The sequence below is a fragment of the Oceanobacillus salinisoli genome (assembly GCF_009733865.1).
Taxonomy (GTDB): domain Bacteria; phylum Bacillota; class Bacilli; order Bacillales; family Amphibacillaceae; genus Oceanobacillus; species Oceanobacillus salinisoli.
Window position 1 is genome coordinate 132,830 of record NZ_WOFB01000017.1, and the last position, 21,249, is coordinate 154,078.

A 21,249-nucleotide genomic window follows, 5' to 3' on the forward strand; every position below is an offset into this window, starting at 1 on the left:
AGAAAAACCGGGAACAAGTATCCCGGTTTTTTACAGTCTAAAGGTAACATTAACGGTTCTCCGACAGAAGGCCCAAGTCTCGTTTGTATTACTCAAAAAACGCTTTATATAAGGAGCGAATAGCCTTATCAATGTCTACAGCCTGAATACCAAACATCATGGACACCTCGGAAGACCCTTGGTTAATCATGTCAATATTTACATTTGCATTGGAAAATGCAGCTGTTGCTTTTTGGGCAACACCTATCGTATTAACGAGTCCTTCACCGACTACCATAACGACAGCGATTCCTCTTTGAAGACTTACTGTATCAGGATGCAGTTCATCATTAATGCGCTTAATGACAATATCTTCCTTTTCAGGAGTCAGTTGATGTTCTCTAATAATAACAGACATGTCATCGATTCCGGATGGTGCGTGTTCAAATGAAATTTCTTCGTCCTCGAGAATATTTAATAGTTTGCGGCCAAAGCCAACTTCACGGTTCATTAAGTACTTGCTGACATAAAGGCTGCAGAATCCTGTGTCACTGGCTATTCCAGATACACATTGTTCATTTACTTCCCTTTCCGCAACAATCAACGTACCTTTTGCTTGTGGATTATTCGTGTTTTTGATACATACTGGAATCTTTGCTTTTATTGCGGGAATTAGCGCTTCGTCATGGAATACAGAAAATCCGGCATAGGATAGTTCGCGCATTTCTTTATAGGTTAAAACCGTAATTTCTTTTGGATTGTCCACAATGGTTGGATTAACCGTATATACGGAATTAACATCTGTAAAGTTCTCATATAAACTTGCTTGAACACCTGCTGCAACAATTGATCCTGTAATATCCGATCCACCTCTGGAAAAAGTTACAAGTTTTCCTTCTTCAGAATATCCAAAGAATCCCGGTATAACAAGAATTCCTTCTTCATCCCTAAGGGCATACATTTTTGTGAAACTATCTGGTAATATTTGGGCATTACCTGGCTCGTCACTTACAATTATACCTGCATCCTGTGGGTTTATGTAACGAGCAGTCAATCCTATTTTGGATAAATAGGCACTAATAATTTTTGCATTATTATTTTCACCAATCGCTTTTATGGAATCCATTTTTAATTCTGGATTTACGTCCTGGGCAAGAATGGTTTTAATGGATTGCTCAATTTCCATCATTAATGATGAAGAAAGCTCTAAATCATCAATAATATCTTTAAAACGTTCCACCACAATGGAATAAAACTTTTCATAATTTTCATTATTAATATAAGCAGTTCCCATCTTAATGAGCATGTCCGTCATTTTGAAATCATCTTTATCACGCTTACCTGGAGCGGAAACTATAATAAATTTCCTTTCTGGATCGCTGTTAATGATTTCTCCTACTTTTTTAATTTGTGTTGCATTTGCAACAGAACTTCCGCCGAATTTTGCTACTTTCATACTTTATCCCCCTGGTTTGGTTGATTATTTTTTATAATAACATAATTATTCTATTTTTCTATGAAAAAAGAAAAAAAGATGGCTTTTTATCCATCTTTTTCTTTATCATGCGATTAACTGGAGGCTGTAAGACCCCCACTTCAAGAATTCGAGATGCCTCAAGAATTATAAGTGGGCGTTGGGCAGCCAGTAAACTCCTGATTCGTTCAGAGGCCTTTAGGTCATCCTTAGGGCTAACAATCTTTGCGGGATGAAAAAAACCCCCACTAATTGAAGATTCACTTTATTCTTCGTTAGTTTTTGTATATTGGTCCTCTTTATCAGGAATAGCACGATATTTATTTTTTCTGTCCCGGTAAACAATAAATCCGCCAATGAAAAAGAAACCTAAAATAAAAAGAACCAGACCAACAAAAAATTGCACACCAGTATTTAAAAGAATATAATAATAATCTGAAAACATGGAATCACGCATTAATTTGATACCGAATACAGCGATTAACCCAGGTATAAGCAGTAATAGTAAGGCAATCATTCTCATCGTTCGTTACCCCTCTGTGTTTTGTACATACTAGTATAACAAACAATAAATAAAAATAGAAATGAAGGACTTTGCTAAAGTGTGCAAGATACCGTATGATGAACCTATGCAAAGTTTTGCAAGGAGGGTTGGGATGAAGAGGATACTCATTGTGGGTGCCGGTAAAGGGGGAAGCATATTATTTAAGCTGCTTCATGCTACAAAACGTATGAAGATTGTTGCCATGATTGATAAGGATGAACATGCCATTGGATTGAACCTGGCGAGAAAATATCATATTCCTGTCGATTCATACTGGGAAAAATGGATTCAAAAAGATGTTGATATTATCATCGAGACCACGGGCAACGAAGGAGTATTGGAACTATTAATGGAAAAAAGTTTACGACACACCGTTGTTATTCCTGGTTCTGTGGCATATATCATTTCGGAATTATTTGACGAAAAAGAAGCACTTCTTGAACGGATTAAACAGCAAAGTAAAAATCAGGAGCTTATTCTCAGTCATATACGGGATGGTATGATTATCGTCGACAATAAAGGGAAAATACAATTTGTCAATGATAGTGCATTAGACATAATCGGTAATCCGAAAAATAAGTTTGAGGGCAGATTTATTGACGATGTAATCAAACATTCAAGGCTGTTGAATGTGCAGCAAACAAAGAAAAAAGAAATTAATCAGAAATTCAAATTGGAGAATGGGAAGCAAATTATTACGACACGAATCCCGGTTATTAATGCGGAGGGGGAACTAATTGGTGCCTTCGCTGTGTTTAAAGACATTACAGAAGTAATCAAATTAGCTGAAGAAAATACAGATTTAAATGAAATTAAAACGATGCTGGAAGCTATTATTAAATCCTCTAATGAAGCCATTAGTGTAGTGGATGAGTATGGTAATGGACTGATGATTAACCCTGCCTATTCCCGTATTACAGGATTAACAGAGAAAAATGTCATCGGTAAACCAGCGGCAACAGATATATCCGAAGGTGAAAGCATGCATATGAAGGTATTGGAAACTAAAAAGACTTTTCGCGGTGTTCGAATGAAGGTCGGACCAAAGAAGAAAGACGTCGTTGTTAATGTCGCACCGGTTATTGTTAAAGGAAAAGTAAAAGGAAGTGTGGGAGTCCTGCATGATATATCAGAGATTGAATCTTTGACAAGTGAGTTAAATCGAGCACGTCAGATTATACGAAATTTAGAAGCAAAGTATACATTTGATGATTTGATTGGAAATTCCCAGGAAATGACTTTAGCCCTGGAACAAGCTAAAGTCGGTGCGAAAACCCCTGCCACCGTTTTACTTCGAGGTGGGTCCGGCACGGGAAAAGAACTTTTTGCTCATGCCATTCATAATGAAAGCAATAGAAAACAAGGTAAATTTATCCGAGTTAATTGTGCCGCGATTGCAGAATCTCTCTTGGAAAGTGAGCTGTTTGGGTATGAAGGTGGGGCATTTTCTGGAGCAAGAACAGGTGGTAAAAAGGGATTGTTTGAGGAGGCGAATCACGGAAGTATATTTTTAGATGAAGTGGGCGAGTTGTCACTGAATATGCAAGCGAAGTTATTGCGTGTACTGCAGGAAGGCGAATTGGTACGTGTTGGCGGTACAAAACCGATAGTAATTGACGTTCGTGTTATTGCGGCAACCAATACTAATCTGGAAAAAGCCATTATGAAAAAGACATTTCGGGAAGATTTATATTACCGCTTGACAAGACTTCCTATTTACATTCCGGCTTTAAGAGAGAGAATATCCGATCTTCCGGAATTGGTTGATCATATTATCCAAAAAATTAACCAGGATTACGGTAGAAATGTACAAGGTATTGAAAACGAGGCATTACATAAACTAAAACAGTACCACTGGCCGGGTAATGTTCGTGAATTAGAAAATGTTATAGGACGTACCATGATATTTATGGATAATAACGAAGAAAATATAAAGAAAGAGCATATTCCCAAATTAGAAACGGATGTACCTAAAAAAAATCATCATACTTTAGGTTTTCCAGAAACCATACCCTTACAGAAAGCAATGGAGCAATACGAAAAACAATACATTTTAAATCAATATAAACAGAACAACTACAATAAAACGAAAACAGCACAAGCGTTAAATATTTCGATAAGAAACTTGTATTATAAGTTGGAAAAATATAGTATAGAATAAACATGCATGCAATTAGTTGCAGGTTTGCAAATTATTGCATTGTACCAACCCTCACAAATGAAGCGCTTACAATAGTGAACGATATGGCATACTTTTTGCTAACAATATATGAAAGAAATATGTAGTGGACCATCAAGAAAAACGATAAGGGGGATATAATATGGGTATTTTTGTTGAGATGGAGAAACATGATTACGAGCAAATCGTGTTTTGCCAAGATAAAAATTCTGGATTAAAAGCAATCATTGCATTACATGATACAACATTGGGTCCTGCTTTAGGTGGAACTCGAATGTGGACATATGAATCAGAAGAAGCTGCAATTGAGGATGCTCTGAGACTAGCAAAAGGAATGACATATAAGAATGCTGCTGCTGGGCTAGATTTAGGAGGCGGGAAAACCGTTATTATAGGAGATCCAAAGAAGGATAAAAACCCAGAAATGTTTCGTGCGTTCGGTCGTTATATACAAGGCTTAAATGGACGCTACATTACTGCAGAAGATGTAGGAACGACCGTTGAAGATATGGATCTAATCCATCTGGAAACCAATTATGTAACTGGCATTTCTCCAGCTTTTGGTTCATCTGGAAACCCGTCACCTGTTACCGCTTATGGGGTTTATATGGGAATGAAGGCTGCAGCAAAGGAAGCATTTGGCGATGATTCATTGGAAGGAAAAGTTATTGCTGTTCAAGGTGTAGGAAGTGTTGCATACTCTCTGTGTGAACATTTGCATGAAGAAGGAGCCAAATTAATTGTTGCGGATATTAATGAAGTTGCCGTAAAACGTGCAGTAGATGCATTTGATGCCACTCCAGTAGATCCGAATGAAATATATGATTGCGAATGCGATATTTATGCGCCTTGTGCACTGGGAGCAACGATAAATGACGACACGATACATCGTATAAAAGCAAAAGTAATTGCAGGTTCGGCAAATAATCAGTTAAAATTACCTAGACATGGTGATATGATTCACGAACTTGGGATTGTCTATGCTCCGGACTATATTATTAATGCTGGTGGCGTAATAAATGTAGCGGATGAATTAAATGGCTATAATAGGGAACGTGTTATGAAAAAAGTAGAGATTATTTATGATCATTTAAATAAAATTTTTGATATTTCCAGGCGGGATAATATACCTACTTATGTAGCAGCCGACCGAATGGCAGAAGAAAGAATTCAGTCGGTTCAAGCTTCGAGAAGGCAATTTTTAAGAAATGAACATCATGTTTTAAGCAGAAGAAAAGGATAATTCCAGACAGGAAGTACTTTCTTATGAATGATGCCTAGACATCTTCTGGGAAAGTACTCCAGTTTGAAAGGAGTGTATTAAATGGCCGAGGAATACGATATCGTTATACTAGGCGGTGGAACTGGCGGCTATGTAGCTGCAATAAGGGCAGCACAGCTGGGGATGAAGGTCGCTATCGTTGAAAAGGATAAATTAGGTGGAACATGTCTGCATCGCGGGTGCATCCCGTCTAAAGCACTGCTCAGAAGTGCTGAAGTATATCAGCAAACAATGAAAGCAAGTGAATTTGGAATTGAAACAGAAAATACCACCTTCAATTTTTTGAAGATTCAAGAGAGAAAAGACGCAATTATTGAAAAGTTGCATCAGGGTGTAAAAGGATTAATGAAAAAAGGTAAGATTGATGTATTTTATGGGTACGGCAGAATTTTAGGTCCGAGTATTTTTTCTCCGCTTCCTGGTACGATATCCATTGAGTACAAGGATGGGAAAGAAAATACGATGATTGTACCTAAATCTGTAATAGTTGCAACAGGATCGAAACCCAATACATTGCCCGGATTAGATATAGATGGAACGAATGTTCTCCATTCAGATGATGCGCTACTTATGGAAAAACTGCCCGAATCCATTCTTATTGTTGGAGCAGGTGTAATTGGGGTAGAATGGGCATCCATGTTAAGTGATTTTAATGTGAAGGTTACGGTTGTTGAATATTCAGATCGAATTTTGCCTACCGAAGATGAAGAGGTTGCAAGCGAAGTGGAAAGACAGCTTAGTAAAAAAGGGGTAACTTTTATTAAGAATGCTAAAGTGCAGCCAGATACAATAGACAAACAACGTGGTATTCAGATCCATGCCGAAATTAATGGGGAAACGACTGTATTAAAGGCTGAAAAAATGCTGGTTTCCGTTGGTCGAAAAGCTAACATAGACAATATTGGACTGGAAAACACGGAGATTGAAATAGAAAATGGTTGGATTCAAACGAATAAATATTACCAAACGAAAGAGTCTCATATTTATGCGATTGGCGATGTAATTGGAGGAATGCAGCTTGCCCATGTTGCTTCCCATGAAGGAATTGTTGCCGTTGAACATATAGCGAATCAAAATCCGATGCCTATTAATTATAATCATGTTCCTTCTTGTATCTATTCCAATCCGGAAGCAGCAAGTGTAGGATTAACCGAGAGGCAGGCGAAGGAAAAAGGTTTCGATTTGAAAGTTGGAAAGTTCCCGTTTGCAGCTATAGGAAAAGCACTCGTTTTTGGAGAGACGGACGGTTTTGTCAAAATTATTTCGGATAAGAAAACAGACGATATCCTCGGAGTACATATGGTAGGACCTCATGTAACAGATTTGATTTCTGAGGCTGGGCTGGCAAAAGTTTTAGATGCAACAGCATGGGAAATAGGTCAAACGATTCACCCGCACCCAACACTCTCTGAAGTGATAAGTGAGTCTGCATTAGCTGTAGATGGATTTCAAATTCACGGGTAGATGTAATAGAAAAAGGGAGGTAATAAGATGGCGAATCTACATACTGAATTAGGGTTGTCTGACCAGGATGTTCTGGATATATATCAAACGATGTTACTAGCAAGAAAGATTGATGAAAGAATGTGGCTGTTGAATCGCTCAGGTAAGATTCCGTTTGTTATTTCTTGTCAAGGCCAGGAAGCAGCACAGGTCGGAGCATCTTTTGCTTTAAACAGAGAAAAGGATTATGTTTCCCCGTATTATCGTGATTTAGGGGTAGTCCTCTCCTTTGGGATGACTGCGAAAGATTTAATGCTATCTGCGTTTGCAAAAGCGGAAGATCCGAACTCAGGGGGAAGGCAAATGCCTGGTCATTTTGGGCAAAAGAAAAACAGGATTTTAACGGGGTCTTCCCCGGTTACTACGCAAGTACCACATGCAGTTGGGGTTGCATTAGCGGGGAAGATGGAGAAAAAGGATTTTGTCTCTTTTGTAACATTGGGGGAAGGGTCTTCCAACCAAGGTGATTTTCATGAAGGATTGAATTTTGCTGGAGTTCATAAATTGCCGGTCATAACTATGGTTGAAAATAATCAATACGCTATTTCTGTACCAATTGAAAAACAAATTGCCAGTAAAAATATCTCTGTACGTGCATTAAGCTATGGTATGGAAGGTGTTACGGTAGATGGAAACGATCCGCTTGCTGTTTATAAGGCTGTTCGCGATGCCAGAGAGCGTGCCATAAATGGGGAAGGTGGAACGGTAATTGAAGCTGTTTCCTATCGTCTAACCGCACATTCCAGTGATGACGATGATCGATATCGGGAAAAAGAAGAAGTAGATGAAGCGAAAAAGCAGGACGCTATCATTACATTTGGCAATTATTTAAAAGAAGAGAACGTATTGTCGAATAAAATAGAAGAAGAAATGAATCGAGACATTACGTCTATTATTAACGAGGCAACGGACTATGCGGAAGAAGCGCCTTATGCTATGCCTGAAGACGCGCTTAAATATGTATATGAAGAATAAGGAGGGGATACTATGCCTGTTATGTCTTATATCCAAGCTGTAACAACAGCATTAAAAGAGGAGATGCTCCGCGACGAGAAAGTCTTCATTCTTGGGGAAGATGTAGGGAAAAAGGGTGGCGTTTTCCGTGCAACAGAAGGATTATATAATGAGTTTGGGGAGTATCGCGTTTTAGATACACCACTGTCAGAGTCAGCAATTGCAGGAGTAGGAATAGGTGCTGCTATGTACGGCATGCGTCCAGTAGCCGAAATGCAGTTTGCGGATTTTATTATGCCTGCAGTAAACCAAATTATTTCCGAAGCGGCAAAAACCAGGTATCGGTCGAACAATGATTGGAATGTACCAATTACGATTCGGGCACCATATGGCGGTGGTGTTCATGGAGCACTTTATCATTCTCAATCTGTAGAGGCTGTATTTGCCAACCAGCCTGGCTTAAAGATTGTTATGCCTTCAAGTCCCTATGATGTCAAGGGACTATTAAAAGCCGCCATTCGTGATAATGATCCTGTTTTATTTTTTGAGCATAAGCGCGCCTATCGTCTGTTAAAAGAAGAAGTGCCGAATGAGGATTATGTTCTTCCAATTGGTAAAGCAGATGTAAAACGGGAAGGTTCAGATATTACAGTTATTACGTATGGATTATGTGTTCATTTTGCCCTGCAGACAGCTGAAAAATTAGCGAATGAAGGAATTGAAACACATATTCTTGATTTGCGTACAGTCTACCCTCTGGATAAAGAGGGAATTATTGAAGCAGCTAGTAAAACAGGTAAAGTCTTGCTCATTACAGAAGACAATAAAGAAGGTAGTATTATTGGTGAGGTCGGAGCAATTATTGCCGAAAATTGCTTATTTGACCTTGACGCACCTGTCATGCGTCTTGCAGGTCCTGATGTACCAGCCATGCCTTTTGCGCCGACTATGGAAAAGTTTTTTATGGTTAATCCTGATAAGTGTGAAAAAGCAATGCGTGAATTGGCAGAGTTTTAATTGGAGGGAAAAAAATGGCGACGGAAAAAATTACGATGCCACAATTAGGTGAAAGTGTAACAGAAGGAACAATTAGCTCCTGGTTAGTTAAAGAAGGTGACAAAGTAACTAAATATGATCCGATTGCGGAAGTATTAACGGACAAAGTAAGTGCCGAAGTCCCCTCTTCATTTACCGGGGTGATCAAAGAATTGGTTGCATCAGAAGGAGAAACCATTTCTGTTGGAGATGTCATGTGCCTGATGGAAACGGAGGAAAAAGGAGCGCGTGAAAAGGAGAAAACCACCGCTGAACAACCTCAAACAGACCCGGTACCAACCGAACCGGATCAATCAATGAAAAAAAGGTATTCTCCTGCTGTCTTACGTCTTGCCCAAGAACATGATCTAGAACTGAATCATGTAACTGGAACAGGAAAAGGAGGGAGAGTTACCCGAAAAGACTTAGAGAAGATAATCCAATCTGGTGAACTTCCTCAAAAAGAAGAACAAGAAGCTTCCATTTCATCACATACTACATCCCAGCCATCTGAAACCATTACACATGCTGGGGACATGGAAATCCCTGTATCTGGTGTACGAAAAGCGATTGCTCAAAATATGGTTCGGTCAAAACAGGAAATTCCGCATGCTTGGATGACGGTAGAAGTAGATGTCACAGATTTAGTAAGCTATCGTAATCGAATGAAAAAAGAATTTATGGAAAAAGAAGGATTTAACCTTACGTATTTTGCTTTTTTCGTCAAAGCAGTCGCTCAGGCTCTAAAAAAATACCCACAGCTTAACAGCACTTGGCAGGAAGATAAGATTATACAAAGAAAGGCTATTAATCTTTCTATTGCTGTTGCAGCAGAGGATAAGTTATTTGTCCCAGTAATAAAAAATGCGGATGAAAAAAGCATGAAAGGAATAGCGAAGGAGATTTTTGAATTTGCTAATAAAGCAAAAGCAAATGCCCTAACATCACAAGATATGGAAGGTGGAACCTTTACGGTAAATAATACAGGTTCATTTGGTTCGATTCATTCGATGGGAATTATTAACCATCCACAATCTGCCATTTTACAGATTGAATCGATTGTCAAGCGTCCGGTCATTATTAATAATATGTTTGCTGCACGTGATATGGTTAACTTATCTTTGTCCTTGGATCATCGCGTTTTAGACGGGCTTATCTGTGGAAGATTTCTGGCGTATGTGAAAGAATTATTAGAAAGTATGAGCGAAGAAAACATTCAAATATATTGAAACGCAAAATGGTGCCAATCCAATTAATTGAAATTAGTATCCAAAGTTGATAATCTAGAATATATGAAAACACTTTTATAAAAAAGGGGTAGGGTATATTATGGATTTTAATTTATTTATGAATGACGTTGTCGATGCAGCGCGTAAGGATATAACAGAAGCAGGTTATAAAGAATTAAGAAGTCCAGAGGAAGTGGATAGTACTCTAAAAGAAAAGGGTACAACACTTGTTATGATTAATTCTACATGTGGATGTGCTGGTGGTGTAGCACGCCCAGCAGCTGCTAATGCTATTCATTATGATAAACGTCCGGATCAATTAGTGACGGTATTTGCAGGGCAAGACCGTGAAGCGACAGAGAGAGCACGTGAATATTTTGAAGGTTATCCACCATCATCACCATCTTTTGCATTATTAAAAGACGGCAAAATCGTAACAATGATTGAGCGCCATGATATTGAAGGCCATAGTCCAATGGAAGTGACGAATAAACTTCAACAAGTATTTGAAGAGCATTGTGAAGAATTGTAAAAAGTAAGGAAAGAAGAAAAGAGGCTGTTCTTAAATTGAGAACAGCCTCTTTTTCGTACAGATTATCATTTTCCAGAAAAAAAAGTACAACCGCATTTGCACTCGTCTATTATCTAATGGGTTCTTTTATCTAATATTTGGGAGATAAAACTTTAGCTAGATTGCCCTTTTCTGGCTAAAATTTTATCACGCGCTGAATAAAAATCCACTATTAAAGAAGCACTTTTTACTCCTAATGTGTAAAAAGACTGAGCTCGTTTGAGGTCAGTCTTTTAAAAATTTATAAAATAAGCTAATCCGGCAGTAATAGTGGATAAAAGCATAGCAATAATCATAATATAAATAATTACTTTTTGTCTTCTTTCACGTTTTGATTTTCTTCTTGGAGCCGAGTTCTTTGCATTTGTTGCCAAGGTATAATCCTCCTTTAACGATTTAACGACTAACTGTATTTTATCGTGAAATATCCTATAGGACAAGTATAAAAAATTAAATATGGAGATATATACAGAAGTAATTGAAAATAGATTAGATAATAATTATATATTTACTTGTAAAGGTAGGGGGTGCAAAATGGGTGTTAACAATCAAGATTCTACTCCAAGGGAAAGATGGGAGACTGCTGCTTCAAAAATGATAAAACGCTTCGCAGAGAGGAAAGAAAGATTCATAACCTCTTCAAATATTGAAGTGAAACGATTGTATGAATCGAAAAGAAAAGAGGAAGTGGGAAATCTTGGATATCCTGGTCAATATCCATATACCCGTGGGATACATCCAACAATGTATCGAAGTCGTTTTTGGACGATGCGCCAATATGCCGGTTTTGGTTCCGCTAAGCAAACGAATCAACGTTTTCGGTATTTACTGGAACAGGGGCAAACTGGTTTATCTGTTGCTTTTGATCTACCAACACAAATTGGATATGACTCAGATGATGTGATGTCTGAAGGAGAAGTGGGAAAAGTAGGTGTAGCAATTGATACACTTAATGATATGGAGCAATTATTAAGCGGGATTCCCCTTGATAAAGTGAGTACCTCCATGACTATTAATGCACCAGCATCCATATTACTCTGTATGTATCTTGCAGTAGGAGAAAAGCAAGGGGTACCTTTTGAAAAAATAGCCGGAACGATTCAAAATGATATATTAAAGGAATATATTGCCAGGGGAACCTATATTTTTCCTCCTAAACCGTCGATGCGGTTAATCACAAATATTTTTGAGTTTTGTAATAAGTATGTACCGAGATTTAACACCATCAGTATTTCCGGTTATCATATTCGAGAAGCTGGATCCAATGCGGTGCAGGAAGTAGCTTTTACCATTGCTAATGGAATGGCATATGTCGATGCTGCAATTGAATCAGGGTTGAAAGTGGATGATTTTGCGTCTCGTTTGGCATTTTTCTTTAATGCCCATAATCATTTATTTGAAGAAATAGCTAAATTCCGTGCCGCAAGAAGGATTTGGGCTAAAATAATGAAAGAATATTATGGAGCAAAGGATTCGAATAGCTGGAAATTACGTTTTCATGCGCAAACCGCTGGCTCTACACTTACTGCCCAGCAGCCAGATAACAACATCGTTCGCGTTACTTTACAAGCGCTTTCGGCAGTACTCGGCGGTACACAGAGCTTGCACACGAATTCTCGTGATGAAGCACTATCCTTGCCGACCGAGGATTCTGCCAGAATTGCACTTCGCACCCAGCAGATTATTGCTCATGAAAGTGGTGTCGCTGATACGATTGATCCGTTAGCGGGGTCTTATTTTGTGGAAAGCCTTACTGATGAAATGGAAAAAGAAGTAATGAAGTATTTAGACAAAATTAAAGAGATCGGTGGTGCAGTCCAGGCGGTTGAAGAGGGATATATGCAGAGGGAGATTCATCAAAATGCTTATCAAATCCAAAAAAATATAGAATACCAGGATGAAATTGTTGTAGGCTTAAATAAATTTACCGTGGATGAAGAAGTCGAACCGGATTTATTAAAAGTTGACGAAGCATTGGAAAAAGAACAAATTGATTCGTTACGTGTAGTAAGGGACAAAAGAGATAATAAAAAAGTGAAAATGACACTGACAGCACTTAAGGAAAATGCAAAAGACGAAAAAGCTAATTTAATCCCTTTGATATTAGAAGCGGTAAAAGCGTATGCTTCTGTAGGAGAAATTTGCCATGTACTTCGTGAAGAATTTGGAGAATACAGAGGAGTTTAAAGGGGGGGATGAAAAATGAGGAGGAAAATCCGTGTGTTATTTGCCAAACCAGGTCTTGATGGACATGATAGAGGTGTATTGGTTATTTCTCAAGCATTAAGGGATCATGGAATGGAAGTGATTTACACTGGGCTTCGACAGTCTCCTTTACAAATTGCACAAGCAGCCATTCAGGAAGATGTGGATGTGGTCGGATTATCATCCCTTTCAGGGGCACATCGAACTTTATTTCCGAAAGTCATTGAAGAGTTAGAAAAACAAGGGGCTGGATATATACCAGTTGTTGGTGGCGGTGTTATTCCCAGTGAAGATATTCCTTACTTACTCGAGAAAGGTGTAAAAAAGATATTTACGAGCGGGTCATGTACTGATTTATTAGCCAATTATATTGAGGAATTAATTAATCCTTAAACAGAGCCTGTTGCACTGCCGAAAAATGATAAACGCGGAACTAATAAAAGACCTGGAGATGCTACATAATAGGAAGAGCAGCTTTAGCAAAACTCGAATTCGCTCATGTGCTCAATTTTTTTTATATTTCTTAAAGTGGAAGAAAAAGCACGGGCAACATTCCCCCTTAAATCCATTCAATAGAACACCATATCTTTTTATTTCTATAAAAAATGTAGTAACCTATTTATCAGGAGGTTATGATAGATGACAATTACAGTTAATGAAGAGCGACTTTTAGATGAATTTTTTGAGTTAGTTAAAGTAGATTCGGAAACAAAATATGAAGCCAAGATTGCGGAAGTACTAACTAAAAAACTGACGGATTTAGGTGTTGACGTTATAGAGGATAACAGTAAAGAAAAAACAGGACATGGCGCAGGGAACCTTATTTGTACCTTAAAAGGCAACAAGCAAGGTGTTGATCCTATTTATTTTACGTCACATATGGATACAGTTGTGCCAGGTAACAACATCAAACCATCTATTGAAAATGGATATATTGTTTCCGATGGGACTACTATACTCGGTGCCGATGATAAAGCAGGTTTGGCAGCTATATTGGAATCGATTCGTGTCTTAAAAGAGAACGATATTCAATATGGGGATATTCAATTTGTCATTACGGTTGGAGAAGAGTCTGGATTAGTTGGTGCAAAAGCATTAGATAAATCTTTATTACATGCAAAATTTGGCTATGCTTTAGATAGCAATGGGGAAGTAGGCGATATTATTTTAGCAGCACCCACACAGGCAAAAGTTCATGCAGTAATTAAAGGTAAAACCGCACATGCCGGATTAGAACCAGAAAAAGGAATATCCGCAATTACACTTGCAGCAAAAGCGATTTCAAAAATGCCGCTTGGGCGAATTGACGAAGATACGACAGCAAACATAGGCCGGTTTGAAGGTGGAAAGCAAACTAATATTGTTGTTGATCATGTGGAAATTCTGGCAGAAGCAAGGTCATTAGTTCCAGAAAAAATGGAAAAACAGGTAGAAAAAATGAAAGAAGTTTTCGAGAAAACAGCCGAAGAATATGGCGGATCTGCAGATGTAGAAATTAATGTCATGTATCCTGGATTCCATCAAAATGCAGGAGACGAAGTGGTAGAAATGGCAAGAAATGCAGCGAAAAAACTCGGGCGTGAAAGTAATTTACTAAAAAGTGGTGGTGGCAGTGATGCTAACATTATTGCTGGATTCGGAATTCCCACTGTAAATCTTGCTGTCGGCTATGAAGAAATTCATACTACCAATGAACGCATTTCGGTAGAGAATCTGGTTAAAATCACAGAATTGGTAGTTGAGATTATTCAACAAGTATCCAAAAAATAATCTAGGGAAACGGATTCGTGGTCCCAAACTTATAAGAAGAAAAAATCCGAACTAATTCGAATTTTAACTGAAGCATTTTGAATTATAGTTCGGATTTTTCTTTGGGTACTTTATGTATAAATGAATGAATATACAAGTAAGAAAAAACAAAGATGTGGTATAATTAGTAGACAATTCTAGGAGTAAGGATGAATTTTTATGTCAACACAAAAGCAGAATAAAAGAAGAATAATATTTCATATTGATATGAACTGCTTTTATGCATCCGTAGAGATGGCATTTAATCCACAGCTGAAAGGCAAACCTTTAGCTATTGCAGGAAATCCTGAAGAACGCAGGGGAATCATTGTGACGAGCAGCTATGAAGCAAGAGCTAAAGGAATCAAAACGACAATGAATCTATGGCAGGCTAAAAAACTCTGTCCTGAATTAATTGTCATGAAGCCCAACTTTGAACGTTACCGAAATGCTTCCAAGGAATTATTCAAAATATTGTCAGACATTACTCCATATGTCCAACCTGTTTCTATTGATGAAGGTTATATGGATGTTACGGATATACATGATTACGGGACACCAGTTGAATTAGCCCATTATCTTCAAAATAAAATTAAGAATGATCTTGACCTTCCATGCAGTATTGGAATTGCTCCCAATAAATTTTTGGCAAAAATGGCCTCTGATATGAAAAAGCCTTTAGGAATAACGATCCTTAGAAAACGGGAATTGGCGAAAACGCTATGGCCATTGCCGGTAGAGGAGATGTATGGGGTAGGTGAAAAAACTGCTAAAAAGATGCACTCGTTTGGAATCAAAACCATTGGAGACTTAGCAAAAGAAGATACATATCAACTTAAACAGCTTTTTGGAATTAATGGAGAAAGGTTAAAAAATAGAGCTAACGGGGTGGATCCTCGTCCAGTGGATCCAGATGCGATTTATGATTTTAAAAGCATAGGTAATTCCCAGACAATGGCAAAAGATACGACAGATATGAAAGAAATAAGCAGACTAATGAACCGTCTTGCTGAAAATGTAGAACGAAGAATGAAACGTAAAAATGCAGCTGGAAAAAGCATACAATTAATGATACGCTACCATGATCGAAAAACGATAACACGCAGTAAAAAGTTGGATTACTATATTGATTCTAAGTCAGATATTCTCTTTCTGGCCAATGAATTGTTGCAGCAACATTGGAATTTGGAACCTATTCGACTAATTGGAATTACCGTTCAGGATGTTGAGGATAAACAAAACATAGGACAACAATTGGATTTGTTTACTTACGAAAAGGTCGCCAGTAAAGAAAAGTTGTATAGTGCAATCAATCAGTTAACAGAAAAATACGGCGAGAATCCGTTTAAAATACTACAGTCTCCAGAAACCTCAGATATACAGCACCCTCAAACCAGTTTTCAGAAAGATTTTTTAGATGATTACAGGAAATAAGATAAGGTCGAAAAATAAATGGAATCTTCAATAGTTTTTTTCATCCCTTATTGTTAGATAAACGAATCACGTGATAAATGAACTATAAAAAGAACGAAACTATAGTAAAGGGCAATTATTATGTAGCAAATACTTAACAGACAAAATACTCCTTTTAGTATTTTGTCTGTTATAATTCTATTTATTTTGATGATAGACTCATTCTCTTAAATTATTATTCCATGATTTTCTTTACAATCGATTCTGAAACTTTATTACCGGGATAACGGAATGGGATATCGAACTTCGTTGTTTGTTTTAGTATGCTTTTTTGGTGGGTAAAAGCATCAAAGCTGAATTTCCCATGATAAGCACCCATCCCGCTTGTACCAACTCCACCAAATGGTAAATGAGGGTTTGCTAAGTGATAAAATGTATCATTGATGGAACCTCCACCAAAAGGGACATACTCAATGACTTGCTGTTGTGTTTGACTATCTTCCCCAAAGTAATATAAGGCCAGTGGTTTTTCACTTGTTTTAATGCGATGTAAAGCATCTTCCAAGTTTGTAAAACTTAATACAGGAAGAATTGGTCCAAATATTTCTTCGTGCATTACCGCATCTTCCCATGTGATTTTATCAAGGACAGTCGGTTCAATTGTAAGTGTATCTTTATCGAAATTGCCCCCATGTATCACATTGCCATTAGAAAGGAAGCGGATTAGACGGTCAAAATGTTTGTCGTTAATAATACGCGTATAATCATTGTTTTTTAAAGGGTCTTTACTATAAAAAGAACGAATATATTTTTTAACCGCTTTTAAAAATTTAAATTTAACTTTTTCATGCACGCACACATAGTCTGGTGCAACGCATGTTTGCCCTGCATTTGTAAACTTACCCCAAACAATTCGTTTTGCAGCTAAATTAATATTTGCATCCTCATCGACTACTGCTGGACTTTTCCCGCCTAATTCAAGTGTCACAGGTGTTAAGTGTTCACTTGCTGCCTTCATTACAATTTTTCCAACTTCAAGGCTACCGGTAAAGAAGATTTTATCAAATCGCTGCTCTAACAATTCTGTTGTTGTTTCTATTCCTCCTTCTATAACTGTAAAAAAAGAACTGTCAAAATGATCTCTAATCATATCTGCTAGTAGGGAGGAAGTTGCTGTTGCGTGTTCGGAAGGCTTCAGGACAACACAGTTTCCTGCAGAAATTGCTCCTATTACTGGTGCCAGCGCTAATTGTAACGGATAATTCCATGGTGAGATAACTAACGCTACACCGAATGGTTCTTTTAAAATATAACTTTTGGATCCTTTATGAGTAATTGGTGATGGAACCTTTTCTGGTTCCATCCAGCTGCGCAGGTTTTTAACAGCAAAATCAATCTCTGAAAAGAGAAACCCTAGCTCAGTTGTGTATACCTCATATCTTGATTTATTTAGATCTCGCTTTAATGCTCGGTAGATTTGGGATTCATTCTTTTTAAGCATTTGCTTTAAATTTTCTAATTGTTTTTTTCGAAACTCATATGAGACCGTATTCCCATTTAAGAAATACGCTCTTACATTGGATACCGCTTTTTCGGTTGTTTCCATAAAAGTTCTCCTCTACGTTTGATGTTCTATGATTATTCTTTTTAAGTCTGTTGCCATGGTTGTGTTTGAGAAGATTTGTTGTGCTTCGTTTGTCAGCAGCTTATTGTCTTCTTTTTGATAGCGCGATGAAATATGAGTTAGGATTAAATGGTCTACATTCCCTTGTTTAGCTAGGAAGGCTGCTTGGGTCGTTGTTGAATGAAAATAATCATATGCTAAGGCAGATTTATCTTGATCGAATGTTGCCTCATGGATTAAAACATTTGAATTGCTTACAAACTCAATATGTTCCTCCTTATACCGTGTATCACCAAGAATACTAATCACTCTTCCTTGTTTATCAGGTCCTATATAATCCTCCTGGTGCAAGATTTTTCCATCGTCAGTCGTTACAACAGAATTTTCCTTAATTTGTCTGTAAATGGGGCCAGGTATGATTCCGATTTTTTGTAACTTATCTACGAGTAACTCCCCAGGCTTATTTTTTTCGACAATACGGTAACCAAAACTTGCTATACCGTGATCGAGTTTTTTTGCATGTACTTGAAAATGATCATCGTCCATTACTTTTCCTTCTGTAGTCTCAACAAAGGTAATAGGATAAGTGAGATGGGATGAACTTACTCGGAGACTTGTTTCCACAAACTCTTTAATTCCACTTGGACCATAGATGGTCAGTTCTTCATCACCACCTTGGAAGGAACGACTGCTAAGGAAACCAGGTAAACCGAAAATATGATCCCCATGCAAATGCGTAATAAATATTTTATTTACTTTTCTCGGTTTAATGGATGTATGCAGAATCTGATGCTGGGTTGCTTCCCCGCAATCAAAAAGCCATACATTATTAATTTCCTGCAATAAGGATAAAGCAATACTTGATACATTCCGTTCTTTTGAGGGGACACCTGCACCAGTCCCAAGAAAAATTAGCTCCATAACTTTTTATATCCTCCAACATTATTTCCAGCCGCGTTTGTATTGTTTCGGCGCTTCGATGTCTGTTTGTAATTCATCTGAAGCAGCTTTAGCCCAATATGGGTTGCGTAATAGTGCTCTACCGATAAAAATTAAATCGGCACGGTCATTTTGAAGTATTTCCTCTGCTTGAAGCCCAGTTGTTATTAATCCAACCGCACCGGTATAAATGTTTGTATGATGTTTAATAATCTCAGCGCGTTTCACCTGGTATCCTGGATAGGAAGGGACTGGTTTTGGTACAATTCCACCTGAACTGCAATCAATTAAATCTACTCCCATTTTTTTTAATTGCTCTGTAAAATACAATATATCTTCCAGTGTATTTCCATTTTCATCGTATTCATTAGTTGATAAACGTACAAATAACGGTCCACCCCATTCCGTTTTTACCGCTTCAATGGTTTCCTTCAGCATACGGAAGCGGCCATTCCTATCTCCACCATACGAATCCTCTCTCTTATTGGTTAATGGTGATAAAAATTCATTAAGCAAGTAACCGTGTGCCGCATGAATTTCTATCATATCAAATTTTGCTTCCTTTGCACGTCTAGCACCATTTTTAAAAGCTGAGACCGTATTCTGAATATCCTTCGCAGTCATCTCCAAAGGTTGTTTTGACTTTTCGCTAAATGGAATGGACGAAGGAGCATAAATTGGAGTAGTTGAATCTAACACCGCTTTTCTACCAGCATGAGCGAGCTGAATCCCTGATTTTGACCCGTATGCATGAAGTTGTTCATTTAGTTGCTTGAAACCTTCTATATGTTGATCAGACCAAATTCCTAAATCGTGAACAGAAATTCTTCCTTCGGGTTGCACAGCTGTTGCTTCAACGATGACAAGACCTACTTGCCCGACGGCTCTGGATGCATAATGTGTCAAATGGAAGGGGGTAAGCATGCCATTTTCCTTCATCGAAGAGTACATACACATAGGTGACATCACAATTCGGTTTTTAAGGGTAACATCTTTTATTTTAAATGGTGAAAATAATTTGGTCACAGTATACCTCCTAGAATTTTTCTTGCTTATACTTAAATGCTATATCCGGGACATCAGTAAATATTCCGTCACAGCCTACATCAAAGCAGCGCTTAATCGATGGATATTTATTTACTGTATATACCCGTACTTTCATCTTTTTTTGATGGGCTTCATCAACCAATAATTGGTTTAATAATCTGTACTTGATATGTATCGCATTTGCTCCTAATTCTTTCGCGTCATAAATCAAGTGTTTATTTTTTTTCGAAGTAAGAAAGGCAACACCTATGGAACGATTAATGTCCTTCATGCGTTTGACGCTTTCAGGGTTAAAGGTAGAAAGTGTCGTTCGTTCGAGAAGTTGATATTCCTTTAGCATTTCATATACAATCATTTCCAGATCTTTATAATCTATTTTATTATTTTTTAGTTCAATATTTAAGTATAACGGCTTATGTTTTGCCCAATCTAAAAACTCTTTCAAAGATGGTAATTGAGTATTTGAATATTTTTTGGAAAACCAGCTTCCGGCATCTAGCGTTTTTAGCTGAGCGAATGTTAGGTCTTTGACATATCCTCTGCCATTTGTCGTCCGTTTAACATGTTCATCATGGATAAGGATGGGAACATTGTCTTTTGTTAACTGGACATCAGTTTCAATCCCGTCCGCTTTCATTTGATATACCAGTTCAAATGCAGGCAATGTATTTTCTGGTGCGTATTTACTGGCTCCCCGGTGCGCAAAAATTTTTGTAGTCAATCATGTCACCTCTTTTGTATTCTTGGAAGATAAAGTGAATCTTCAATCAGTGAGGGTTTTTTCCATCCCCAACTGATTGTTAGACCTAAAGGCCTCTAAACGAATCTGGAGTTTACTGGCTGCTCGACCCCCACTTATAATTCTTGATGTATCTCGAATTCTTCTCGCTAAGGGTCTTACAGCCAGTTAATCACGTGTTAAAAAAGTATAAAACGTTCAGCTGTATAAAAGCAACAAAGCAGGAAATTAAAAAAACTCTTATGTAAATCATATGATGAATTTATAAGAAACAAACTATATTGTTACCGAAACTATGCCCAACATGTTACACTTTGAGTTAAAGGTGGTATGAAAATGAAATTAATGATTACTCCAGAAGCAAATAGGAAATTAAAGGAACTGAATGTAGAGGAAAACAAATATTTACTTTTATGGTATGACAGGGACGATTGTGGTTGCGGGGTTAACGGATTACCAACCATACGTTTTACGAATGAGAAAAAGGACTTTCATCAAGAAGTAAATAATCAATCCTTTCCAACATTAATCCCCGAGCAACAGGCCGTATTTTTTAATAATGACTTAAAGTTGGATATTCATCTGGGGTCTTTTCGATTAACGAGTCCGAATGAGATGCTAAATCCGTTTATTCCACAGCATAGCATTTGCACGCCTGTTTATGATAATTAGGTTGATACAAATTGTATCAACCTAATTTTTTACTGCTTAGCGTACAATGTCAAATACTTTTTTCAAGTTTTT

General features: G+C 37.6%; 18 protein-coding genes and 1 pseudogene. 12 read left to right on the plus strand and 7 right to left on the minus strand.

Features of this window, described 5'->3' with window-relative positions; all coding sequences use genetic code 11:
- Positions 1-88 precede the first annotated feature (88 nt).
- Both GMJ66_RS13530 and GMJ66_RS13535 read right to left on the minus strand, forming a co-directional pair.
- On the minus strand, positions 89-1,435 hold the full coding sequence (locus GMJ66_RS13530; RefSeq protein WP_156290846.1) for an aspartate kinase: 1,347 nt from the start codon (positions 1,433-1,435) through the stop codon (positions 89-91).
- Between the two features lie 283 nt (positions 1,436-1,718).
- Positions 1,719-1,976 carry a DUF2627 family protein gene (locus GMJ66_RS13535; RefSeq protein ID WP_156290847.1) on the minus strand — a complete coding sequence of 86 codons (258 nt, stop codon included), beginning with the start codon at positions 1,974-1,976 and terminating at the stop codon, positions 1,719-1,721.
- 133 nt (positions 1,977-2,109) lie between these two features.
- Here GMJ66_RS13535 and GMJ66_RS13540 point away from each other — a divergent pair, with 133 nt between their 5' ends.
- The 7 genes from GMJ66_RS13540 to GMJ66_RS13570 all read left to right on the plus strand — a co-directional run bounded on the left by GMJ66_RS13540 (position 2,110) and on the right by GMJ66_RS13570 (position 10,711).
- Positions 2,110-4,158 carry a sigma-54 interaction domain-containing protein gene (locus GMJ66_RS13540; protein WP_156290848.1) on the plus strand — a complete coding sequence of 683 codons (2,049 nt, stop codon included), beginning with the start codon at positions 2,110-2,112 and terminating at the stop codon, positions 4,156-4,158.
- Positions 4,159-4,318: 160 nt separating this feature from the next.
- On the plus strand, positions 4,319-5,419 hold the full coding sequence (locus GMJ66_RS13545) for a Leu/Phe/Val dehydrogenase (RefSeq protein ID WP_156290849.1): 1,101 nt from the start codon (positions 4,319-4,321) through the stop codon (positions 5,417-5,419).
- A gap of 81 nt (positions 5,420-5,500) precedes the next feature.
- On the plus strand, positions 5,501-6,922 hold the full coding sequence (lpdA, locus tag GMJ66_RS13550) for a dihydrolipoyl dehydrogenase (protein ID WP_156290850.1): 1,422 nt from the start codon (positions 5,501-5,503) through the stop codon (positions 6,920-6,922).
- 27 nt (positions 6,923-6,949) lie between these two features.
- Positions 6,950-7,936: a thiamine pyrophosphate-dependent dehydrogenase E1 component subunit alpha gene (locus GMJ66_RS13555; protein WP_156290851.1), complete on the plus strand. Its 987-nt coding sequence runs from the start codon at positions 6,950-6,952 to the stop codon at positions 7,934-7,936.
- Between the two features lie 12 nt (positions 7,937-7,948).
- Positions 7,949-8,932, plus strand: coding sequence for an alpha-ketoacid dehydrogenase subunit beta (locus tag GMJ66_RS13560; RefSeq protein WP_156290852.1), 984 nt, complete (start codon positions 7,949-7,951; stop codon positions 8,930-8,932).
- 14 nt (positions 8,933-8,946) lie between these two features.
- A complete protein-coding gene (locus GMJ66_RS13565) occupies positions 8,947-10,179 on the plus strand; it encodes a dihydrolipoamide acetyltransferase family protein (protein ID WP_156290853.1) in 1,233 nt (410 codons plus the stop codon).
- Between the two features lie 100 nt (positions 10,180-10,279).
- Complete coding sequence (locus GMJ66_RS13570; protein WP_156290854.1) at positions 10,280-10,711, plus strand: BrxA/BrxB family bacilliredoxin; 432 nt, start codon at positions 10,280-10,282, stop codon at positions 10,709-10,711.
- A 272-nt stretch (positions 10,712-10,983) separates the two neighbouring features.
- On the opposite strand, the gene prli42 is transcribed toward GMJ66_RS13570, so the two are convergent.
- Positions 10,984-11,124, minus strand: coding sequence for a stressosome-associated protein Prli42 (prli42, locus tag GMJ66_RS13575; RefSeq protein WP_156290855.1), 141 nt, complete (start codon positions 11,122-11,124; stop codon positions 10,984-10,986).
- Positions 11,125-11,284: 160 nt separating this feature from the next.
- Here prli42 and GMJ66_RS13580 point away from each other — a divergent pair, with 160 nt between their 5' ends.
- The 4 genes and pseudogenes from GMJ66_RS13580 (at position 11,285) to GMJ66_RS13595 (ending at position 16,177) form a co-directional block, all read left to right on the plus strand.
- A complete protein-coding gene (locus GMJ66_RS13580) occupies positions 11,285-12,937 on the plus strand; it encodes an acyl-CoA mutase large subunit family protein (RefSeq protein ID WP_156290856.1) in 1,653 nt (550 codons plus the stop codon).
- 15 nt (positions 12,938-12,952) lie between these two features.
- Positions 12,953-13,339 (plus strand): annotated as a pseudogene (locus GMJ66_RS13585) (cobalamin B12-binding domain-containing protein); the annotation flags it as partial.
- 255 nt (positions 13,340-13,594) lie between these two features.
- On the plus strand, positions 13,595-14,725 hold the full coding sequence (locus GMJ66_RS13590; protein WP_156290857.1) for a M20/M25/M40 family metallo-hydrolase: 1,131 nt from the start codon (positions 13,595-13,597) through the stop codon (positions 14,723-14,725).
- A gap of 198 nt (positions 14,726-14,923) precedes the next feature.
- Positions 14,924-16,177 carry a DNA polymerase IV gene (locus GMJ66_RS13595; RefSeq protein WP_156290858.1) on the plus strand — a complete coding sequence of 418 codons (1,254 nt, stop codon included), beginning with the start codon at positions 14,924-14,926 and terminating at the stop codon, positions 16,175-16,177.
- Positions 16,178-16,391: 214 nt separating this feature from the next.
- On the opposite strand, the gene GMJ66_RS13600 is transcribed toward GMJ66_RS13595, so the two are convergent.
- The 4 genes from GMJ66_RS13600 to GMJ66_RS13615 are packed head-to-tail and all read right to left on the minus strand — an operon-like array spanning position 16,392 to position 20,487.
- Positions 16,392-17,762 carry an aldehyde dehydrogenase gene (locus tag GMJ66_RS13600; RefSeq protein WP_156290859.1) on the minus strand — a complete coding sequence of 457 codons (1,371 nt, stop codon included), beginning with the start codon at positions 17,760-17,762 and terminating at the stop codon, positions 16,392-16,394.
- A gap of 12 nt (positions 17,763-17,774) precedes the next feature.
- On the minus strand, positions 17,775-18,701 hold the full coding sequence (gene rnz, locus GMJ66_RS13605) for a ribonuclease Z (protein ID WP_156290860.1): 927 nt from the start codon (positions 18,699-18,701) through the stop codon (positions 17,775-17,777).
- 21 nt (positions 18,702-18,722) lie between these two features.
- Positions 18,723-19,745 carry an NADPH dehydrogenase NamA gene (gene namA, locus GMJ66_RS13610; protein WP_156290861.1) on the minus strand — a complete coding sequence of 341 codons (1,023 nt, stop codon included), beginning with the start codon at positions 19,743-19,745 and terminating at the stop codon, positions 18,723-18,725.
- A 10-nt stretch (positions 19,746-19,755) separates the two neighbouring features.
- On the minus strand, positions 19,756-20,487 hold the full coding sequence (locus GMJ66_RS13615) for a glycerophosphodiester phosphodiesterase (protein WP_156290862.1): 732 nt from the start codon (positions 20,485-20,487) through the stop codon (positions 19,756-19,758).
- Between the two features lie 354 nt (positions 20,488-20,841).
- On the opposite strand from GMJ66_RS13615, the gene GMJ66_RS13620 reads away from it, so the two are divergent.
- Positions 20,842-21,177: an iron-sulfur cluster biosynthesis family protein gene (locus GMJ66_RS13620; protein ID WP_156290863.1), complete on the plus strand. Its 336-nt coding sequence runs from the start codon at positions 20,842-20,844 to the stop codon at positions 21,175-21,177.
- Positions 21,178-21,249: the final 72 nt, after the last annotated feature.